We start from the raw sequence: 18,607 nt of genomic DNA on the forward strand, positions 1-18,607 counted from the left end.
AGGACTATGGCAGATTCCTCCGGAATCTGCTTTTTCTAGGCAGCTGCGCTGCAAGCGGGGGCTGCCGTGTATCGATGGTGTACTGACGAGGTCGAGCCGCATGACCGGTTCGACTATTGGCGCGAGGTCCGTTCCAAGGGCCTGTTCGGCGTCACCGCTGAACTCGAGCGCGAACGCCGCGCGGACTTCTACGGCGAATTCTCGCTGCGCCAGCTCGGCGGCGGTGGCCTCGTCGAGCTGAAGGCCTCGCACTACACGGTCGAGCGCAGCAACTCCGACATCGCCTACGCGCCCGGCAACAGCATCTGCGTCTACCAGCAGCTCGGCAGCGGCGGCTGGTTCGGCGGCATGCGCACCGGCGACTTTGCGATCGCCAACGGCAGCTTCGCCACCAGCCATACCGACCAGCCCTATCGCACCGCGCCGCTGGGCGCAGGCGGCTTCCACCTGCGCATCCTGAAGATCCCCGTGAGCAGCCTCTCCACGCAGGACAGGCGCATGCGCGAGCTTGCGCCCCGGACCTTCAACGATCCCGGCCTGGCGCCCCTGCTCGGCGCCTGCTTCGCCGACCTCGATGAGGCCGCCGCGGGCGATAGCGGCGCCACTGATGCGACCTCAGTCGCCCAGACCTCCTTGGATCAAGCCTCCTTGGATCAAGCCTCGCTCGTCCAGGCCTTGGCCCATCTGGCCCTGATCGAGCGCGGTATCGTGCGGCCCGGCAGCCGCCGTGGGCAGGCCGCGCTACGGACCGCCCGGCTCTCGCAGGCGCGTCGCCTGATCGCGCGCCATCTGCAAGACCCCGGTCTTGCGCCGGCGATGGTGGCCGACCAGCTCGGCGTGTCCGTGCGTCACCTGCACATGCTGTTCGAAACCGCGGCGAAGAGCTTTTCGCAGACCGTGACGGACGAACGCCTGAAACAGAGCCGCCGCCTGATGCGCGAGGCGCCGGACCGGCTGATCGCTGATATCGCGACCTCCTGCGGCTTCGAGAGCCTGGCGACCTATTACCGGGTCTTCAACGCGGCCTACGGAATGGCCCCCGGCGATTTCCGGGCCCGGGGGCAAGAAGGGCGTTAGTCGTCCTTCCGGCAGCTATCGCCCGGTTAACGGTGGAGGCGGAAAAGCCCAGCCTGGCCCACTATTTGGGCAAAAACCTCAGGTTTTTTAGGGTCTTCCCGCGCCCGCTCCATTGACTTTGGCCGATTCCCGCCTATGTTCCGGGGCGACGCGGCTCAGATCGAAGACCGATTCTCGAGCCTTGCGCTTCGTTCGCGTGAGTCAGCACCCCCAGCTTCTTTGAGAGCGCGCCGTTTCGGGGTGGAACGCGACAGCCTTAATTACCCTCGATTCCGAACGGCGGTTTCGACCAGAGGCTCAATGTCCTTTTCAAATCTCGGACTGTCCGAAAAAGTCCTCGCCGCAGTGGCGGCCACCGGTTACACCACCCCCACCCCCATTCAGGAACAGGCGATCCCCCACGTGCTCGCGCGCAAGGACGTGCTCGGCATCGCCCAGACCGGCACCGGCAAGACCGCGGCCTTCGTGCTGCCGATGCTCACCATCCTCGAAAAGGGGCGCGCCCGCGCGCGCATGCCGCGCACGCTGATCCTGGAGCCGACCCGCGAGCTCGCGGCGCAGGTGAAGGAAAACTTCGACCGCTACGGCGCCGGCCAGAAGCTCAACGTCGCCCTGCTGATCGGCGGCGTCTCCTTCGGCGACCAGGATGCCAAGCTGACGCGCGGCGTCGACGTGCTGATCGCCACCCCCGGCCGCCTGCTCGACCACACCGAGCGCGGCGGCCTCCTGCTCACAGGCGTCGAGCTCCTCGTCATCGACGAAGCCGACCGCATGCTGGACATGGGCTTCATTCCCGACATCGAGCGCGTCTGCAAGCTCGTCCCGTTCACGCGGCAGACCCTGTTCTTCACCGCGACCATGCCGCCGGAGATCCGGCGCATCACCGAGACCTTCCTGCATAATCCGCAGAAAGTCGAGGTCTCCAAGCCCGCCACCACCGCCGTAACAGTCACGCAGTCACAGGTGCCTGCGGGGCGCGAGGCGCATGAGAAGCGCGAATTGCTTCGCCGCCTGTTGCGCGAGGCCAAGGATCTCAAGAACGCGATCATCTTCTGTAATCGCAAGCGCGAAGTCGCGATCGTTCACAAATCGCTCCAGAAGCACGGTTTCAGCGTCGGCGCCTTGCACGGCGACATGGACCAGCCGGCCCGCATGGCGGCGCTCGAGCAATTCCGCAAGGGTGAGCTGCCGCTGCTGGTCGCCTCCGACGTCGCCGCCCGCGGCCTCGACATTCCCGAGGTCAGCCACGTTTTCAATTTCGACGTCCCCCATCATCCAGACGACTACGTCCATCGCGTCGGCCGCACCGGCCGTGCAGGCCGCACTGGTACCGCGATCTCGATCGTGACGCCGCTCGACCAGAAGTCGATGGTGGCGATCGAGAAGCTGATCGGCCAGAACATTCCTCGCGCCGAGGGCGATTACGAGATCCACGCTGAAGCCGGCGATGCGACCGAGCGCCCGCGCGAGCAGCGCGGCCGCGAGCGTTCGCGCGGCGGACGCGGCAAGCCGCAGCGCGGCGGTCGCGATCGTGAGCGCAGCCACGAGCCGCGCGAACCGCGTGGCGAGGCAAGACACGCTTCCGAAAGGCCTTCAGCCGAAGCACGGCCCGCTCACGAGCCGAGGCCCGCACGCGAGGCAAGGCCTCCGCGTGAAGCCAGGCCGTCATCCGAGCCGCGCCATGGCTCGCGCCAGCAGGCCAATGCATCGCATGTGCCGTCGATCGGCCGCCCCGAGCCGCGCCGCCAGCGCGAGGCCGACACCGAGCCCGGCGATCACTCGCACCTTCCGGCGTTTCTGCTCCGCCCGGTGCGTTCTCCCGCCGGCGCCTGACGCGCCGGCGCGATTCAGCTTCGGTTGAAAAGAGCCGCTCCACACTTTTTCTGATGCATTCGCGAACGTCTGTTTACAGAGCGTTCACGATCGTCCGTTAGCCTGCGAACATAATTTAAGCATTGCCGCGGTCGATGGCGCACCGACCGCTGTGGGGTATGTTCAGTGGTCAAGGTGCTCGACGAACACGAACGCACGATGGCGTTCGCCGAAGTTGCTCTCGGTCAGATCCGTTCGCTTCGACAGACTGCAATTCCCCGCAATTACGAGATCTGGTACGTCTACGCCACCGGCTATAACGCACCGCTCAACAAGATCATCAACGAGACGCTGGCGCGCCACGGCAAGCTGACCGAAGGCGATCTCGAGCAGATCTACGAGACCTATCTTTCCCACATCAAGACCACCGACCGCATCGACAAGGTCGGCGCACGCGTCATCGGCGAGATCGACGACGTGATGACGGTGCTGAGCGAAGCACTCGGGATGACCGGCTCCTACGATGCAAGCCTGTCGGGCGCGACCGAGCAACTGTCGTCGGCCAAGAACCGCGACCAGATCAAGTCGATCGTCGAGACGCTGCTGCGTTCGACCGGCGAGATGCGCGAGACCAACAAGGCGTTGGAAGACCGGCTGACCCTGTCCAAGAACGAGATCAGCAATCTCCAGCAGAGCCTGGAGGCGATCCGCGCCGAGAGCCTGACCGATCCGCTGACGGGGTTGGGCAATCGCAAATATTTCGATCGCATGATCGGCATGGCCGTGCAGAGCGCGCTCGCCTCGGGCGAGCCGCTGTCGCTGCTGCTGTTCGACATCGATCATTTCAAGTCGTTCAACGATTCCTACGGCCATCTCACCGGCGACCAGGTGTTGCGGCTGGTCGGCCTGTCCATGAAGCAGACCATCAAGGGACAGGACATCACCGCGCGCTATGGCGGCGAGGAATTCGCGGTCCTGCTGCCCAACACGGCACTGCGCCAGGCCCTCACCGTTGCAGATCACATCCGCCGCGCCGTGATGGCGAAGGAATTGAAGAAGAAATCGACCGGCGAGATCCTCGGCCGCGTCACAATCTCCGTCGGCGTCTCCATGCTCAAGCAGGGCGACGATCCCGACGCGCTGATCGAGCGTGCGGATGCCTGCCTCTATGCCGCCAAGCGCAACGGCCGCAACCGCGTGATCTGCGAGGCCGATCCGGAATTCGCGATCGAGTCGCACAGCCGGGTGGCCTGACGCCGAAGCAGCGCGCCTAAGAGACGGCCGGTGCTTGACATTCCAACCCGCCGAACGACATCTTCCCCGCCGCCCGACTGCGAGCGTCGAGAGGTCTTGTCGTCTTGCCCAATCCCCATGACTTTCACACACCGCAACCGTCCTACACCAGGGACGAACTGCTGAGATCGAGCGACGGCGGCTATTTCGGCCCGGGCAACGCGCAATTGCCGGCCCCGCCGATGCTCATGATGGATCGCATCACCGAGATCAGCCTGGACGGCGGCGAGTTCGGCAAGGGCCACATCGTCGGCGAGCTCGATATTGTGCCCGGCCACTGGTTCTTCGATTGCCACTATCGCGGTGACGCGATGATGCCGGGAAGCCTCGGCCTGGATGCGATGTGGCAGATGATCGGCTACTGGCTCGGCTGGTCGGGCTCACCGGGCAAGGGCCGCGCCATCGGCGTCGGCGAGGTCGACGTCACGGGATCCATCACGCCCGACACGGGCTGCGTGCGCTACGAAGTTGCCATGCGCATGGTCCGACGCGGCAAGCTGGTGCTCGGAATTGCCGACGGTCGCGTGCTTGCCGACGGCGTCGGGGTCTTCATCGCCAAGGACATGAGGGTCGGACTGACCAAGGCGGTGGACTGAGCGTGCGGTCTTGTAGGGTGGGCAAAGGCGCATAGCGCCGTGCCCACCATCTCTCCACACCAGCAGCTTAACGGTGGGCACGCTTCGCTTTGCCCACCCTACGCACCGCCTTCTTGGCTGCCTTCTTCGCCGGACGCTTCCTGGCAGCAGGTTTCTTCGCCACCGCTTTCTTCCTCGGCCGCTTCTTCACCCTGGCGCGCTGGGCGGCGGCGAGCGCTGCCCTCGCCCATTGGGCGAGCTCCTCGGAATCGTCGAACAGGCGCGCCGGCAGTTCCCAATAGGAATTCACCAGCACGGTTTTGGCGCGGGTCGAATACTGGAACGGCTTCGAGCCTTCCGCTTCAAAGCCCGGGATGGTGACCTCGTCGGCGCGGAAGAACAGGCCCGCGCGCAAGGCGAGCGCGAAGTTGATGCCGTCGGCCGAGATGCCGTAGCCGGAGAACATTTTTCGGATGGTGACGGGGCCGAAATCGGCGAACAGGTCGATCAGGAATTCGCGGTCCATGGCCCAACTCTCCCCCCAGCGTCGTCCCCGCCAAAGCGGGGCCCCATAACCACAGGGAGGAGTTTAGCGAAGACTATTAGTCCTGCCAGCGTGGTACTGATATCGAGCGTCATCGCCCGATCACGCAGTATGGGTCCCGGCTTTCGCCGGGACGACAGAGGCATAATCGGCGACAGTGCGGCTTACCCGTCGATCTTCGCGGGCCGCAGCTCGACCGACTCGCCGCAGCCGCAGGCGGAGACCTGGTTGGGGTTGTTGAAGACGAACTGGGCCTGCATCTTGTCGGCCTTGTAGTCCATCTCGGTACCGAGCAGGAACAGCACGGCCTTGGGATCGACCAGGATCTTGACGCCCTTGTCCTCGACGACCTCGTCGGTCGGGCGGACATCATGGGCGTATTCGACCGTGTAGGACTGGCCGGCACAGCCGCCGTTCTTCACGCCGACGCGCAGGCCCACGATCTCGGAATCGGCGCGCTGGGTCAGCTCGCTGATGCGCTGGGCCGCGGCATCCGTCAGCCGCATCACCTGCGGGCGCGGCCGCCGGGGCTTTGGTGTCGAAGCTGGTGTTGCCTGGGTCATGTTATCTATGTGGTCCGTTGCGGAGCGAATTCAATGCGAGCTGAGACCGTCACCACATGTTGAGCACGAGGCGGGCCTCGTCGCTCATGCGTTCCGGCGACCACGGCGGCTCCCAGACGACCTTGACGTCGACCACGCCGACGCCGGGGACGCTGGCGACCGCGTTCTCGACCATGGTCGGCAGCTCGCCGGCAGCCGGGCAGTTCGGCGTCGTCAGCGTCATCTGGACGTCGACCGAGCGGTCGTCCTTGATCTCGACCTTGTAGATCAGGCCCAGCTCGTAGATGTCGGCCGGGATCTCCGGATCGAACACGGTCTTGAGGCCTGCGATGATTTCGGTGGTGAGACGCTCGGTCTCCTCAGGCGGCAGCGCCGACTGGGTCTCCATCGGATTGGCTTTGACTTCGGCCGTGTCACTCATGCGAACAAATCCCGCGCCTTCAACAGCGCCTGTGCCAGATGATCGACTTCTTCCCGCGTATTATACATGCCGAACGACGCCCGACAGGTGGCAGTCACGTTGAACCGCTCTAAAAGCGGCATCACGCAATGGGTGCCGGCGCGCACCGCGATGCCCTGGCGGTCGATCACGGTGGCGACGTCGTGGGCATGAGCGCCCTTGAGCTCGAAGGAGATCACCGGGCCCTTGCCCCGGGCGGTGCCGATCAGCCGCAGCGAGTTGATCTCGCGTAAGCGCTCCTGGGCATAGGTGGTGAGATCGTGCTCGTGGGCGGCGATGCGCTCCTTGCCGATCGAATTGACGTAGTCGATGGCCGCGCCAAGGCCCACGGCCTCGACGATCGCAGGCGTGCCTGCCTCGAACTTGTGCGGGGGATCGCCATAGGTGACGATGTCGCGCGAGACCTCGCGGATCATCTCGCCGCCGCCGTTATAGGGACGCATCGCGACGAGGTGGTCGTACTTGGCCCAGAGGATGCCGATGCCGGTCGGCCCGTAGACCTTGTGGCCGGTAAAGACGTAGAAATCGCAGCCGAGATCCTGGACGTCGACAGGCAGATGCACCGCACCCTGGCTGCCGTCGACCAGCACGGGAATGCCGCGCGCATGCGCGATTTTGACGACGTCCTTGATCGGGACAATAGTGCCGAGCGCGTTCGACATCTGCGTGATCGCGACCAGCTTGGTCTTCGCGGTCAGCAGCTTCTCGAACTCGTCGATGAGGAAGTTACCCTCGTCGTCGACCGGCGCCCACTTGATCACGGCGCCATGGCGTTCCCTCAGGAAATGCCACGGCACGATGTTGGAGTGGTGCTCCATGATCGAGATGACGATCTCGTCGCCTTCCCCAACGTTCGGCTCGCCCCAGGACGACGCGACGAGGTTGATCGCCTCCGTCGCGTTGCGGGTGAAAATGACCTCTTCGGTCCGCGGCGCGTTGATGAACTGCGCAACCTTGCTGCGACCGCCCTCATAGGCCTCGGTGGCGGCATTGGCGAGGTAATGCAGGCCGCGATGCACATTGGCGTATTCGCTCGTATAGGCCTGCGTCATGCGGTCGAGCACGGCGCTCGGCTTCTGCGCCGAGGCGGCGTTGTCGAGATAGACCAGCGGCTTGCCGTAGACCTGCATGGCCAGCGCCGGAAAATCCTGGCGCACGCGTGCGACGTCGTAGGCACCGTTCTTGACTGCGGGATGCGTGCTCATTGGCGCCGCTCCAGCCAGCGCTCGGCGATGCCGATCACGTGCTCGCGCAAGCCGTCATCGGCGATCTGCTCGATCGCCTCACCCACGAAAGCCTGAATCAGCAGCGCCTGGGCCTGCTTCTCCGGGAGACCGCGCGCCTTCAGATAGAACAGCAAGCTGTCGTCGAGCGCGCCGGCAGTGGCGCCGTGGCCGCAGGAGACGTCATCGGCGAAGATCTCGAGCTCCGGCTTGTTGTCGGCCTCGGCTTCGTCCGAAAGCAGCAGCGCGCGGGTCATCATCTTGCCGTCGGTCTTCTGCGCATCGGGACGGACGATGATGCGGCCCTGGAACACCGAATGGGCGCGATCGTCGATCACGGCGCGGAAGACCTCGCGGCTGATGCAGTTCGGCACGGCATGATCGACCACCAGCGTGGTGTCGCCGTGCTCGGTCTTCTGCAGCAGGTTCACGCCGTTGACGGAGAGATCGCTACCCTCGCCCGCCAGCGTGATGAAGCCTTGCAGGCGGCTGACGGCCGCACCGGTGGTCATGTTGAAGAAATTGAGCTTCGTGTTCGCGCCGACCGTGACGAACTGCGAGGTCACGTTCACCGCGTCGGGCGCATCGTCCAACAGGCGGATATGTGCGACGTCGGCATTGTCGCCGACCGAGAGGATGACGGCGTCGTTGACCTGGTAGGCCTTGGCACCGGCCCCCACAAAGCTCTCGATGATGGTGGCGCGAGCGCCGTTCCCGATCGCGATCTGCGAACGGCTGAAAGCCGACGCGGACGAAGCGGTCGCGATGTGGATGATCTGGATCGGCGCGGACAGCTGCGCGCCGTCGGCGATCGACAACACGACGCCGTCGGTTGCCAGCGCAGCATTCAGCGCGATCACGGCATCGGTGGCCGCGGTCTTCAGGAGACCTGCGTCCTTCTCCAACGCTTCCCGCAGCGTCTTGAGGCCCGCCTCAGAGGCAAGCGCCTTGACGTCGGAGAGATCGGCCGCGAACACGCCGTCAACCAGCACCAGCTTGCGGGCACCTGCGATCGCGTGCGCCTTGACGGCATCCGCGGCGCGCTTCAACGCGGCCGCATCGGGGCTGGCTGCCAGCGGCGGCACCTCGCCCACCAGCGCGCGCAGGTCGGTGTATTTCCATTCCTCGATCCGGCGATGCGGCAGGCCGAGACGCTCATAGGTCTCGAACGCCTCGCGGCGTACCGCGATCACAGAAGGCGAACCCGGCAGGCGGCCTTCGGCGCTGGCGAAGAGATCGCTCACCGCGCGGCCGTTTCCGGTCTTTGCCACAGCAACGTTCATCGCAAAATTCCTTACGCGGCATCCTCGAACTGGGTGTAGCCGGACGCTTCCAGCTCCAGCGCCAAGTCCTTGCCGCCGCTCTTCACGACACGGCCCTTCGACATCACGTGCACGACGTCGGGCACGATGTAGTTCAGCAGCCGCTGATAATGGGTGATGACCACCATCGCGCGCTTGGGCGAGCGCAATGCGTTGACACCGTCGGCCGCAATGCGCAGCGCGTCGATGTCGAGGCCGGAATCCATCTCGTCGAGGATGCACAGGCTCGGCTCGAACAGCGCCATCTGCAGCACCTCGTTGCGCTTCTTCTCGCCGCCGGAGAAGCCGACATTGACGCCGCGCTTGAGCATGTCCTGCGGGATGTTCAGCGACTTCGAGACCTCGCGGACCTTCCTCAGGAAGTCCGGGGTCGAATATTCGCTCTCGCCGCGCGCCTTGCGCTGCGCGTTCAGCGCGGTGCGCAGGAAGGTCATGGTGGCAACGCCGGGAATCTCGACCGGATACTGGAACGCCAGGAACACGCCCTTCGCGGCGCGCTCGTTGGGATCCATCTCCAGCAGGTCCTCGCCCTTGAACAGGATCTGGCCGTCGGTGACCTCATAGCCGGGCTTGCCGGCGATGACGTGGGAGAGCGTCGATTTGCCGGAGCCGTTCGGCCCCATGATCGCGTGAACCTCGCCCTCGTTCACGGTCAGCGTCAACCCGTGGAGGATCTCACGCTCCTCGACACGAACTTTCAAATCCTTCACTTCAAGCAAAGCCATCTTGGTGTCCAGTCCATTCAAATGATGCATGGAGCGCCGCAGCGCACCGCGAGGGTCGGCGATTAGCCGACCGACCCTTCAAGCGAGATCGAGATCAGCTTCTGCGCTTCCACCGCGAATTCCATCGGCAGTTGCTGCAGCACGTCCTTGACGAAACCGTTGACGACGAGGCCGACGGCTTCTTCCTGGCTGAGGCCGCGCTGGATGCAGTAGAACAGCACGTCCTCGGAAATTTTCGAGGTCGTGGCCTCGTGCTCGAACGTCGCCGAAGAGTTCTTCGCCTCGATATACGGCACGGTGTGCGCGCCGCATTTGTCGCCGATCAGCAGGGAATCGCAGGCGGTGAAGTTGCGCGCGCCGGTCGCTTTCCGGTGCGCGGTGACCAGACCGCGATAGGTGTTCTGCGACTTGCCGGCGGCGATGCCCTTGGAGATGATCCGGCTCGACGTGTTCTTGCCGAGGTGGATCATCTTGGTGCCCGAATCGACCTGCTGGAAGCCGTTCGAGATCGCGATCGAGTAGAACTCGCCGCGCGAATTGTCGCCACGCAGGATGCAGCTCGGATACTTCCAGGTGATCGCCGACCCGGTTTCGACCTGGGTCCAGGAGATCTTGGAATTGTTGCCGCGGCAGTCGCCACGCTTGGTGACGAAATTGTAGATGCCGCCTTTGCCTTCCGAATTGCCGGGATACCAGTTCTGCACCGTCGAATATTTGATCTCGGCATCGTCATGCGCGACGAGCTCGACCACGGCCGCGTGGAGCTGGTTCTCATCGCGCTGCGGCGCGGTGCAGCCTTCGAGATAGGAGACGTAGGAGCCCTTGTCGGCGATGATCAGCGTGCGCTCGAACTGGCCCGTGTTGCGCTCGTTGATGCGGAAATAGGTCGACAGCTCCATCGGGCAGCGCACGCCCGGCGGCACGTAGACGAACGAGCCGTCGGAGAACACCGCGGAGTTCAGCGTCGCGTAGAAATTGTCCGAGGTCGGAACCACCGAGCCCAGATACTTCTGCACCAGCTCGGGATGCTCGCGGATCGCCTCCGAGATCGGCATGAAGATCACGCCGGCCTTCTTCAGCTCGGCCTTGAACGTGGTCGCAACCGAGACCGAATCGAAGACAGCATCGACCGCGATCTTGCGCCGGGCCGGATCTTCCTCGCCGGGCTTCGGCTCGACGCCTTCGAGCATGGCGACTTCCCGCAGGGGAATGCCGAGCTTCTCGTAGGTCTTGAGAATCTCCGGATCGATCTCGTCGAGCGAGGTGACCGTCTTCTTCGGCTTCGGTGCCGCGTAATAATAGAGGTCCTGGAAGTCGATCTTGGGATAGTCGACGCGCGCCCAGGTCGGCTCGGTCATGGTCAGCCAGCGCCGATAGGCCTCGAGCCGCCACTGGAGCATCCAGGCGGGTTCGTTCTTCTTCTCAGAGATGAACTTGACGGTCTCTTCCGACAGCCCCTTGGGGGCCTTGTCGGACTCGATCAGGGTCTCAAACCCATAACGATACTGATCGACGTCGATGCGCTTCACGCGCTCGACCGTCTCTTGCACGGCTGGCATTCTATCCTCCGCTCGCGGTTTCAAGGACCGCGGTGGATCACAAACTTGGACGAGTATTACGATGTTTTTCCGCAGAAAGCACGCGCTTAGAACCGTTCAAGCCGTGTTTCGTCGGTTACGCTCTAAGTAGGGTATTACCAAGCTTTCGCCAAGCCTCTAACGCCCTGTTGATGTCATCTGGTTCCGTGGACCAGCCCAGACTGAGACGCACCGCTCCCTGGGCAACGGTGGCATCATACCCCATCGCCGACAGCACGTGAGACGGCTGCACTTTGCCTGATGAACAGGCTGAGCCCGAGGACACAGCCACGCCTTCGAGATCGAAGCCGATCACGGCGGTTTCGGCCTTCAGGCCGGGGGCAGTGAAAAGGATGGTATTTGGCAACCGCTTGACGTCATCCGCGAAGACCATCGCGCCGGCGATCCCGCGGATACCATTTTCCAAGGAATCTCTGAGGGTTGCCATCCGCTCCGCATCCTCCGGCAGTGTCTGAATGGCAGATCTCACCGCTGCCCCGAAGCCGGCGATGCCGGCGACGTTTTCGGTTCCCGCGCGGCGGCTCAGCTCCTGTCCGCCACCCCGCAGCACGGGTTCCAGCCCAGCGATCCCCTCCGCCAGGACCAGCGCGCCGACGCCCTTGGGGCCGCCGGTCTTGTGCGCGGAAAAGGTCGCAAGGTCTGCGTCCACAGTCTTGATATCGAACGGGATTTTCCCCAGCGCCTGGATCGCATCGATGTGCAGGAGCCCCCCCGACCCATGGACGATCCCTGCAGCCTCTGCGATCGGCTGAATTGCGCCGGTCTCGTTGTTCGCAGCCATGATGGAGACCAGAGCCGGCGGGCCGTCGCCAAGCAACGCCTTCAGACGGTCGAGGTCGATGACGCCGGCGCGTGTGACCGGGATCTGGCTGACCTTATCCGCTGGGAACCGGCCGCCTGACAGCACCGAGGCATGCTCGACGGCCGAGACCAGAAGCCGCTCGACAGCGCCGCCGGACGATCTCCGCAGACCGGGCGACAGCGCGAGCGCGTTAGCCTCGGTCCCTGCGGATGTAAAGACGACGTTCCGCGGCAATGCACCGACGGCCGCCGCGAGCGTGGCACGGGCTTCCTCGACCAGGCGGCGCGCCTCGCGCCCCTCGGCATGGACCGAGGACGGATTGCCGATCAGCTCCCAGGCGGCGAGCATCGCGGTCCGCGCTTGAGCACGCAGCGGCGTGGTCGCATTCCAGTCGAGATAGACACGGCTCGGCATGAGGTATTATCTTACTCCATGAATCGGGCTGGTGTGCCCGTCCCGGAGCCCGACATGGGCCCCCGTGGAGCGCTTGGCAACTCGATTCCGAATCCCCACCGTTCAATGACGCCGCCGTGACGCGCTAACATCTTGAGCCCATTGCGGGATGTTCAAGATGCTTGCTTTTTGACCCTCGCCTCATGTTAGAACGCCCGCGTCAGTTCACCGCGCGCCGCTCGCGCACCATCCGAGGGCGCCGCTCCACTCTTCCATTTGCGGTTTGATCGGCACAGCAGTCGATGAAGTCCGCACAATCGGTTGATTGCTGAAGAGCGTCTTCAAGGGATCAATCAAGAGATCATCATGCCTGAAGTCATTTTCACCGGCCCTGCTGGCCGTCTCGAAGGCCGCTATCACCCGGCCAAGCAGAAGAACGCGCCGATCGCGATGATCCTGCATCCCCATCCGCAGTTCCACGGCACGATGAACCATCAGATCGTGTACCAGTGCTACTACGCCTTCGCGCATCGCGGCTTCTCGGTGCTGCGCTTCAACTTCCGCGGCGTCGGCCGCAGCCAGGGCTCGTTCGACCACGGCACCGGCGAATTGTCGGATGCGGCCGCCGCCCTCGACTGGGCGCAGACCATCAATCCCGAAGCACGCGCCTGCTGGGTCGCCGGCTTCTCCTTCGGCGCCTGGATCGGCATGCAGCTGTTGATGCGCCGTCCCGAGGTCGAGGGCTTCATCTCGATCGCGCCGCCTGCCAATCTCTACGACTTCTCGTTCCTCGCGCCCTGCCCCTCGTCGGGGCTGATCGTGCACGGCGAGAAGGATGCGGTGGTGCCGCCCAAGGACGTCAACACGCTGGTCGAGAAGCTGAAGACGCAGAAGGGCATCGTGATCGACCAGCAGGTCATCCCCGGCGCCAACCACTTCTTCGACGCCAAGCTCGAGCCGCTGATGGAAACCATCACAGCCTATCTCGACATGCGCCTCGCCAACGTGCGCTAAGGCCTTGTAGCGCCAAGATCTTGTAGCCCGGATGGCATCCGGGCTACGAAACCGACACGCCCGCTCAAGCCAGCTTGAGCGCGGCGATCCCCATTAGCACGAGCGCGATGCCGGCAAGTTTCATCGCGCTCAAGGTCTCGCCGAACAGCACGACGCCCAGCAGGAAGGTGCCGGCCGCGCCGATGCCGGTCCACACCGAATAGGCGACGCCGACCTCCAGCACCTGCAAAGCGCGTCCGAGCAGGAAGACGAAGGCGGCGAGCAGCACGAGCGAGGCAATGCTCCAGCCTGCCCGCGTGTAGCCTTCCGCATATTTCATCGAGATTGCCCAGCCGATATCGAGCGCACCGGCGATCACCAGCATCAGCCAGGCCATGGATTGCGACATTGGCGTGCACTCAGGCCGCAAGCTTCAGCAGATGCGCGTCGTGGCGCGCCAGGAAGGCACGCAGCAATTGCGGATAGTCCGCGCCGACCGCAGTGCGCACGCTCGGACGTTTCGCAAGCTCCGCGCGCCACGCGCGGACCTTCGGCAGATCGCTGAAGATGCCGTGCTCGGTCAATTCGTCGAACAGGTCGAAATAGCGGAAGATCGGGGCGAAGACCGCATCCACCAGGCTAAACGCATCATCTGCGAAGTAAGGCCCTGCACCGAGCGCCGCCTCCACGCGCGCGAATTTCACCGCAACCGCCTGGCGTTTGCTTTCGAATGTCGCCGGATCGGTCGTGGTCTCGAGACCCCAGAGGTCACCCAGGATCGCCGAGCCGAACTCCATCCAGGCACGATGCTCGGCGCGCTTCAACGCATCCGCCGGATGCAGCTTGAGGCCTGCCTGCGTCTCCTCGATGTATTCGCAGATCACGTTGCTCTCGAACAGCGCGACATCGCCCTTCTCCGTCGTCACCACCAAGACCGGCACCTTGCCGAGCGGCGAGAGTTTCAGAAACCAGTCGGGCTTGTTGGCGAGATCGATGTCGATCCGTTCGAACGGCACGCCCTTCTCGCTGAGCGCGATCACGGCGCGCTGCACATAGGGGCAGAGCTTGTGGCTGATGAGTTTCAGTGAAGCGGTCATGGCAATGATCCCGGCGGTTTGATGCAACTGCATCCAATATAGATGCAATTGCATTCACCCGTCAAGATCGATGCATTTGCATCAACCGTCCTCGGGTCTTGAGGCCGGGACCTCAGGGCCGCGCCATCACGCCGCCCGTCATCGGCATCGGCACCCCCGTCGTGGCCGGGTAGGACAGCGGCAGCCCCTTGAGGCCGCGGGCGGCAAGGAAGCCGAAGGCCTGCGCCTCGATGGCGTCGGAGGCCCAGCCGAGCGTCTCGGCGGCTTCGACGGTGGCCGACCCTACCCGCTCCCGCAGCATCCGCAGCATGGTGAGGTTGCGGGCGCCGCCGCCGCAGACGATCCAGCTCCGCGGCCGGCGCGGCAGGAGCGAGATGATCCGGGCGATCGCCGCCGCGGTGAAGGCGGTCAGGGTCGCGGCGCCGTCGGCCGGCGGGACGTCGCCGAGCTTCAGCGCGGCAAAGTCGTTGCGGTCGAGCGATTTCGGCGGCGGAGCCGCAAAGAACGGCAGCTCCAGTGCCCGCGCGATCCAGGCTTCGTCCGCCTTGCCGAGCGCTGCGAACTTTCCCTCCGCATCGAAGGCCTGGTTCATGGTGCGGTACATGAAATCGTCAAGCAGCGCGTTGCCCGGTCCGGTGTCGCAGGCGATCAGCGTGTCGTTGCCGTCGATATAGGTGATGTTGGAGACGCCGCCGATATTGACGACGACGATCGGCCCTTCGCGCTCCAGCGAATGGACGAGCGCCCGGTGATAGACCGGCACGAACGGCGCGCCCTGCCCGCCGGCCTCGACATCGGCGGCGCGGAAGTCGTGCATCACGGGGATATGGATCGCCCTGGCCAGCGCCGGTGCATCGCCGATCTGGACCGTCAGCCGCTTCTCGGGGCGATGCAGCACCGTCTGGCCGTGGAAGCCGACGATGTCGATGTCCTCCGGCTTCATCCGGTTCTGGGCGATGAAGGCAGCCACAGCCTCGGCATGGGCCAGCGTCACCGCGCGCTCGGCCTCGGCCAGAACGCCCGGGCGGGCGTCGCGTCGCGGCAGGTGCACGGCCTCACTCAGCGCCTGGCGCAGCAGGTTGCGCTCCGCCGGACTATAGGCCCGGTAGCCGGACGGCCCGAACGCCTTCACTTGCTTTCCGTCGGTTTCGATCAGCGCGACATCCACCCCGTCCAGCGAGGTGCCGCTCATCAAACCGAGTGCCGTCAACATCATGGATCAGCGTCCTCAAGAGACCCCCTCCGGCATGCCGATCTTGTGCCAGAGGGACACATCTTATAATGCTACAGGCAAAGTGGCGGGTGGCAATCGAGTTCCCACGGGAGACCCTTAAATTGCACCCGAAACAGTAAACCAAGAATTGTCAGGCTCGCCGACAGATGACTGCATTTAAATCGGATTTCCTCAACACCCTGCAGGAACGTGGTTTCATCCATCAGTGCTCCGATTTCGAGGGGCTGGACGCGCTCGCCGCCAAGGGCGAAGCGACCACCTATGTCGGCTACGATTGCACCGCCCCCTCGCTGCACATCGGCAACTACCTGACCATGATGATGCTGCACTGGCTGCAGCAGTCCGGCAACAAGCCGATCACGCTGATGGGCGGCGGCACCACCATGGTCGGCGATCCCTCCGGCAAGGACGAGACCCGCGCGATGCGCACCGTCGCCGAGATCGAGGCCAACAAGGAATCGATCCGCGGCGTGTTCGCAAAGGTGCTGCGCTACGGCGACGGCAAGAGCGACGCCGTCATGCTCGACAATGCGGAGTGGCTGACCAAGCTCAACTGGATCGAGATGCTGCGTGACGTCGGCCGGCATTTCTCGGTCAACCGCATGCTGACCATGGACTCCGTGCGGCTGCGTCTCGAGCGCGAGCAGGAGATGAGCTTCATCGAGTTCAACTACATGGTCTGCCAGGCCTACGACTTCGTCGAGCTCGCCAAGCGCACCGGTTGCAAATTGCAGATGGGCGGCTCGGACCAGTGGGGCAACATCATCATGGGCGTCGATCTCGGCCGCCGCATGGGCACCCACCAGCTGTTCGCGCTGACGACGCCGCTGCTGACGACCGCTTCCGGCGCCAAGATGGGCAAGACCGCGCAAGGCGCGGTGTGGCTGAACGCCGACCAGTTCTCGCCCTATGACTTCTGGCAATACTGGCGCAACACCGAGGACGCCGACGTCGGCAAATTCCTGAAGCTGTTCACGACGCTGCCGATGGGCGAGATCAGGAAGCTCGAGGCGCTCGGCGGCTCGGAGATCAACGAGGCCAAGAAGGTGCTTGCAACTGAAGCGACCGCGCTCTTGCACGGACGCGACGCAGCAAACCAGTCGGCTGAAACCGCGCGGCGCACCTTCGAGGAAGGCGCGCTGGCCGAAAGCCTGCCGACGGTGGAAATTCCGCGCGGCGAGCTGGACGCCGGCCTCGGCGTGCTCAATGCCTTCGTCAAGGCAGGCTTGGTTGCCTCCAACGGCGAGGCACGGCGCCAGATCAAGGGCGGCGGCCTGCGCGTCAACGACGAGTCCGTCAGCGACGAGAAGATGGCGCTGTCTGCGGCCAATCTGACGCCCGAGGGCGTGATCAAGCTGTCCTTCGGCAAGAAGAAGCACGTCCTCATCCGGCCTGCATAGGCATATGAGCTTTTGATGCTTGTCAGGGCGCGCCGAAGCGCGCTCCCTGACCGGCAATGGATCAGAACACGCCCAGGGAAGCTTCGCGGGAACAAGCCGGACGCACGCAGCGAGATGCGGTGCGCACCGCACTCGTCGTGCTCGGGCTGTGCTTCACGCTCGCTGTCCTCGGCCGCGGCCTCAGCGAGAGCTTCACAGTCTTCCTCAAGCCGATCTCCGAAAACTTTGGCTGGGACCGCGCGCAGGTCGTCTCGATCTACTCACTGACCTGGCTGATCAGCGGACTGACCGCGCCATTGGTGGGGCGCCTGTTCGACCATTCCGGACCGCGCATCGTCTACGCAGTCGGGCTCTTCCTGCTCGGCTCGGCCTTCCTGATCGCGGCGCACGCGCAGGCGCTCTGGCAATTTCAGCTTTCGATCGGTCTCTGCGTCGGCATCGGCGTCGCCTTCATCGGCATTGTGCCGAACTCGATCCTGCTCGGCCGCTGGTTCGGACCACGGCTGCCGACCGCGATGGCGGTAGTCTATTCGGCAATGGGTGGCGGCGTGCTGGCGCTGCTCCCGACCTCGCAGCTCTTGATCGATCATCTCGGCTGGCGTGAAGCCTATCAAGTCTACGGCTTCGCCGCGCTCGGCCTGCTCGTGCCGCTGCTGCTTCTGCCCTGGCGCATGTTCGCGGTCGGCTCCCCGCATGTCAGCAAGAAGACCGATCCTGATTTCATCGACAACGGCTGGACGCTCGTGAGCGCGATGCGCCACCACGCTTTCTGGGCGCTGTTCTCGACCTTTTTCTTCACCGCGGTCGGCATGTATTCGATCGCCGCGCAGATCGTGGCCTATCTCATCGACGCCGGCTTTCCGCCGCTCCAGGCCGCGACCGCCTGGGGTTTTTCGGGCGTGGTGCTGGTGTTCGGCATGCTCGGCGTATCCGCGCTCGACGGGCTGATCGGGCGCCGGCCCTCGGTGCTGCTCAGCTACGCGATCTCGATCATCGGCATCGTCCTGCTCTGGCTCTTGCAGTATTATCCGAACATCATCCTGCTCACGGGCTTCGTCGTCTGCTTCGGCAGCATGATGGGTTCGCGCGGCCCGCTGATCACAGCGACCGCAATGAAGATCTTTCGCGGCAAGCGCGTCGGCACGATCTTCGGCACCATCTCGATCGGCAGCGGATTGGGTTCGGCGTTCGGCTCATGGAGCGGCGGCCTCATCCACGACTTCACGCACGGCTACAATCTCCTGCTCGTCTTCGCACTTGCGAGCGTGATCCTCGGAATGATTCCATTTCTGATTGTCCCCGCCTTGCGGGAGTAGGTCTCCCCGACGTAACCTGCATCCCTCCGCGTCACCGGGAAATTACGGGCGACACACGCGGCACCGCGTGCGAAACCGTCGGACGCAACCGGAGTTAAGGGACGAACTGCGATGTTTTGTCCACATGACAAAAATGTCAGCGCCGAATTGACCCCGGCGGCTTGCGAGGCCGAACTGAAT

The 18,607-nt window shown here is 64.3% G+C and carries 18 protein-coding genes; 7 read left to right on the forward strand and 11 right to left on the reverse strand.

The window, feature by feature from the left end:
• Positions 1 to 66 precede the first annotated feature (66 nt).
• The 4 genes from BJ6T_RS26265 to fabA all read left to right on the forward strand — a co-directional run bounded on the left by BJ6T_RS26265 (position 67) and on the right by fabA (position 4,778).
• The gene (locus BJ6T_RS26265; RefSeq protein WP_014495543.1) at positions 67 to 1,077 is read left to right on the forward strand and encodes a helix-turn-helix domain-containing protein; all 1,011 of its coding nucleotides are present in this window, start codon (positions 67 to 69) and stop codon (positions 1,075 to 1,077) included.
• Positions 1,078 to 1,377: 300 nt separating this feature from the next.
• The gene (locus BJ6T_RS26270) at positions 1,378 to 2,910 is read left to right on the forward strand and encodes a DEAD/DEAH box helicase (protein WP_014495544.1); all 1,533 of its coding nucleotides are present in this window, start codon (positions 1,378 to 1,380) and stop codon (positions 2,908 to 2,910) included.
• 165 nt (positions 2,911 to 3,075) lie between these two features.
• Positions 3,076 to 4,143 carry a GGDEF domain-containing protein gene (locus tag BJ6T_RS26275; RefSeq protein ID WP_014495545.1) on the forward strand — a complete coding sequence of 356 codons (1,068 nt, stop codon included), beginning with the start codon at positions 3,076 to 3,078 and terminating at the stop codon, positions 4,141 to 4,143.
• A 104-nt stretch (positions 4,144 to 4,247) separates the two neighbouring features.
• Positions 4,248 to 4,778 carry a bifunctional 3-hydroxydecanoyl-ACP dehydratase/trans-2-decenoyl-ACP isomerase gene (gene fabA / locus BJ6T_RS26280; protein WP_014495546.1) on the forward strand — a complete coding sequence of 177 codons (531 nt, stop codon included), beginning with the start codon at positions 4,248 to 4,250 and terminating at the stop codon, positions 4,776 to 4,778.
• A 67-nt stretch (positions 4,779 to 4,845) separates the two neighbouring features.
• Here the strand turns inward: fabA and BJ6T_RS26285 are convergent, their stop codons facing one another.
• From BJ6T_RS26285 to BJ6T_RS26320, 8 genes are all read right to left on the reverse strand, one after another.
• A complete protein-coding gene (locus BJ6T_RS26285) occupies positions 4,846 to 5,283 on the reverse strand; it encodes a TfoX/Sxy family protein (protein ID WP_014495547.1) in 438 nt (145 codons plus the stop codon).
• 182 nt (positions 5,284 to 5,465) lie between these two features.
• Positions 5,466 to 5,807 carry a HesB/IscA family protein gene (locus BJ6T_RS26290; RefSeq protein ID WP_014495548.1) on the reverse strand — a complete coding sequence of 114 codons (342 nt, stop codon included), beginning with the start codon at positions 5,805 to 5,807 and terminating at the stop codon, positions 5,466 to 5,468.
• Between the two features lie 106 nt (positions 5,808 to 5,913).
• Positions 5,914 to 6,285 (reverse strand): SUF system Fe-S cluster assembly protein, encoded by a 372-nt coding sequence (locus tag BJ6T_RS26295; protein WP_014495549.1) that lies wholly within the window; start codon positions 6,283 to 6,285, stop codon positions 5,914 to 5,916.
• A complete protein-coding gene (locus BJ6T_RS26300; RefSeq protein ID WP_014495550.1) occupies positions 6,282 to 7,529 on the reverse strand; it encodes a cysteine desulfurase in 1,248 nt (415 codons plus the stop codon). Before BJ6T_RS26300 ends, BJ6T_RS26295 begins: the two co-directional genes overlap by 4 nt.
• Positions 7,526 to 8,830 carry a Fe-S cluster assembly protein SufD gene (gene sufD, locus BJ6T_RS26305; RefSeq protein WP_014495551.1) on the reverse strand — a complete coding sequence of 435 codons (1,305 nt, stop codon included), beginning with the start codon at positions 8,828 to 8,830 and terminating at the stop codon, positions 7,526 to 7,528. Before sufD ends, BJ6T_RS26300 begins: the two co-directional genes overlap by 4 nt.
• 11 nt (positions 8,831 to 8,841) lie before the next feature.
• The gene (gene sufC, locus BJ6T_RS26310) at positions 8,842 to 9,594 is read right to left on the reverse strand and encodes a Fe-S cluster assembly ATPase SufC (RefSeq protein ID WP_028169545.1); all 753 of its coding nucleotides are present in this window, start codon (positions 9,592 to 9,594) and stop codon (positions 8,842 to 8,844) included.
• Between the two features lie 62 nt (positions 9,595 to 9,656).
• Positions 9,657 to 11,153 (reverse strand): Fe-S cluster assembly protein SufB, encoded by a 1,497-nt coding sequence (gene sufB, locus BJ6T_RS26315; protein WP_014495553.1) that lies wholly within the window; start codon positions 11,151 to 11,153, stop codon positions 9,657 to 9,659.
• A gap of 115 nt (positions 11,154 to 11,268) precedes the next feature.
• Positions 11,269 to 12,408 (reverse strand): cysteine desulfurase family protein, encoded by a 1,140-nt coding sequence (locus tag BJ6T_RS26320; RefSeq protein ID WP_014495554.1) that lies wholly within the window; start codon positions 12,406 to 12,408, stop codon positions 11,269 to 11,271.
• 345 nt (positions 12,409 to 12,753) lie between these two features.
• Between BJ6T_RS26320 and BJ6T_RS26325 the strand changes: the two genes are divergently transcribed.
• Positions 12,754 to 13,401, forward strand: coding sequence for an alpha/beta hydrolase (locus BJ6T_RS26325; RefSeq protein WP_014495555.1), 648 nt, complete (start codon positions 12,754 to 12,756; stop codon positions 13,399 to 13,401).
• 64 nt (positions 13,402 to 13,465) lie between these two features.
• On the opposite strand, the gene BJ6T_RS26330 is transcribed toward BJ6T_RS26325, so the two are convergent.
• The 3 genes from BJ6T_RS26330 to BJ6T_RS26340 form a co-directional block, all read right to left on the reverse strand.
• Complete coding sequence (locus BJ6T_RS26330) at positions 13,466 to 13,789, reverse strand: DMT family transporter (RefSeq protein ID WP_014495556.1); 324 nt, start codon at positions 13,787 to 13,789, stop codon at positions 13,466 to 13,468.
• 10 nt (positions 13,790 to 13,799) lie between these two features.
• Positions 13,800 to 14,477: a glutathione S-transferase family protein gene (locus BJ6T_RS26335; RefSeq protein ID WP_028169546.1), complete on the reverse strand. Its 678-nt coding sequence runs from the start codon at positions 14,475 to 14,477 to the stop codon at positions 13,800 to 13,802.
• A 112-nt stretch (positions 14,478 to 14,589) separates the two neighbouring features.
• Complete coding sequence (locus tag BJ6T_RS26340; protein ID WP_014495558.1) at positions 14,590 to 15,693, reverse strand: anhydro-N-acetylmuramic acid kinase; 1,104 nt, start codon at positions 15,691 to 15,693, stop codon at positions 14,590 to 14,592.
• Positions 15,694 to 15,857: 164 nt separating this feature from the next.
• On the opposite strand from BJ6T_RS26340, the gene tyrS reads away from it, so the two are divergent.
• Both tyrS and BJ6T_RS26350 read left to right on the forward strand, forming a co-directional pair.
• Positions 15,858 to 17,111 carry a tyrosine--tRNA ligase gene (gene tyrS / locus BJ6T_RS26345; protein WP_014495559.1) on the forward strand — a complete coding sequence of 418 codons (1,254 nt, stop codon included), beginning with the start codon at positions 15,858 to 15,860 and terminating at the stop codon, positions 17,109 to 17,111.
• A gap of 56 nt (positions 17,112 to 17,167) precedes the next feature.
• Positions 17,168 to 18,427, forward strand: a complete 1,260-nt coding sequence (locus BJ6T_RS26350) for an MFS transporter (protein WP_028169547.1) — start codon at positions 17,168 to 17,170, stop codon at positions 18,425 to 18,427.
• The last annotated feature ends 180 nt before the right edge of the window (positions 18,428 to 18,607 follow it).

This window comes from Bradyrhizobium japonicum USDA 6, from assembly GCF_000284375.1.
Taxonomy (GTDB): Bacteria; Pseudomonadota; Alphaproteobacteria; order Rhizobiales; family Xanthobacteraceae; genus Bradyrhizobium; species Bradyrhizobium japonicum.